Origin of the sequence: Pseudoxanthobacter sp., from assembly GCF_036822375.1 — a bacterium.
Lineage (GTDB): Bacteria > Pseudomonadota > Alphaproteobacteria > Rhizobiales > Segnochrobactraceae > Pseudoxanthobacter.
Genome location: NZ_DAISHT010000233.1, coordinates 3,223 through 4,955, shown reverse-complemented (window position 1 = coordinate 4,955; position 1,733 = coordinate 3,223). Strand labels below are relative to the sequence as shown.

General features: G+C 70.4%; 2 protein-coding genes. Both read right to left on the bottom strand.

All coding sequences use genetic code 11. From position 1 onward, the window contains the following. A partial coding sequence (gene queG / locus V7067_RS15415; RefSeq protein WP_334176790.1) for a tRNA epoxyqueuosine(34) reductase QueG occupies positions 1 to 734 on the bottom strand: 734 nt, incomplete at its 3' end. A gap of 59 nt (positions 735 to 793) precedes the next feature. Next, positions 794 to 1,486, bottom strand: a complete 693-nt coding sequence (locus V7067_RS15410) for a glutathione S-transferase family protein (RefSeq protein WP_334176789.1) — start codon at positions 1,484 to 1,486, stop codon at positions 794 to 796. Between the last annotated feature and the right edge of the window lie 247 nt (positions 1,487 to 1,733).

The following is a 1,733-nucleotide window of genomic DNA, read 5'->3' as shown; positions in this document are numbered from 1 at the left end:
GCGAACTTGTTCCACGGGCAGGCGGCAAGGCAGTCGTCGCAGCCATAGATGCGGTTGCCGATCAGCGGCCGCAGCTCGCGCGCCACCGGCCCCTTGTGCTCGATGGTGAGATAGGACACGCAGCGCCGCGCATCGATCCGGTAGGGGGCGGGAAAGGCCTGCGTCGGGCAGGCATCGAGGCAGGCGCGGCACTGGCCGCAATGGTCCTGGCCGGAGGCATCGGGCTGCAGCGGCAGCGTGGTGAACAGTGCGCCGAGGAACAGCCACGAGCCGAACTCGCGCGAGACGAGGTTGGTGTGCTTGCCCTGCCAGCCGAACCCGGCGCGCGCGGCAAGCGGCTTTTCCATCACCGGTGCGGTATCCACGAACACCTTGATGGCGCCGCCGGCCGCCGCCATCAACTGCTGGCCCAGCATCTTCAGCCGGCCCTTGATGATGTCGTGATAGTCGCGGCCGCGGGCATAGACCGAGAGGAGCCCGGCGGCCGGGTCGTCGCGGGCCACGAAGGCGCCCTCCGGCGGCCCGTAATTGAGCCCGAGCATGACGACCGAAATCGCCTCCGGCCACAGCGCCTGCGGAGAGGCGCGGCGCTCCGGTGCTTCGGCAAGCCATTCCATGGTGCCGTGGAAGCCGGCGGCGAGGAACGCGGAAAGCCGGGCGGCCAGCGCGGGGTCGGCGGTGGCCGGGGCGATGCGGCAGACATCGAAGCCGAGGCCGGCCGCCCGCGTGCGCACCAGCCGGGCGGCGGCGGCCGGGGAGAGCCGCGCGGGCGGCGGGGGGGCCGGCGGCGCGCTCAGAAGTCGAGATCGCTGTAGGTGGGGGAGGGCGGCAGGCCGCGGATGGTCTCCCCCAGCAGAGCCCGGAACGACGGGCGGCACTTGACGCGGGAATACCACATCTTGACGTGCTCGCAGTCGGCCCACGGCACCTCGCCCAGATAGTCGGCGGTGCTGAGTTCGGCGGCCGCGGCGATGTCGGCAAAGGTCAGCCGCTCGCCGGCCAGCCAGTTGCGGGTGGCGGTCAGGTATTCGATGTAGCGCAGGTGATGGCGCAGGTTCGTGCGCGCGGCGCGCAGCACGGTGGATTCCGGTGCGCCGCCGCCCATCGCCGTCGGCATCTCCAGCTTGTAGATGCGCTCGTGGACGAGATGGCCCACCGCCTCCTCGTCGAACTTCCACAGGAACCACTCCACCAGACGGCGCGTCTCGGCGCGCCGGTCGGGATGGTCCGGCATCAGCCGCTTGTCGCCCTGCGCATAGCCGCGCGTCTCGTCGAGATATTCCATGATCGGCCCGGCGCCGACCACGGGCGGGCCGTCGTTCTCCACGGCGATCGGCAGCGTGCCGGCCGGGTTCATGGCCAGGAAGCCCTTGCGGCGCTCCCATGGCCGTTCGATCACGAGTTCGTGCCGCACCCCGTATTCAGCGAGGATGAGGCGCACGAAGCGGCAGGCGGGAGAGAACGGTTGATGATAGAGCGTCAGCATCGGGATGTGTCAGGCTTGAGCGGGCCGGCCCGGGCGGGGCCTCTCACCCGACAGAGAATGTTGCATTGCAGTCGTCGGATGTGCAGTCGTCGGATATAGAGCGGCGTTGCGCCGGGAACAAGGCACCGCATCGATCGCGCCGCAAGAGTGGCCCGGCGCGACCGGTTTTGCGAGGCCGGTTTTGCAAAGCCGGGGTTGCAGGAGCAGGGCGCAGAAGCGGGCTCGCGGGACGGGGCCCGGGATGGGC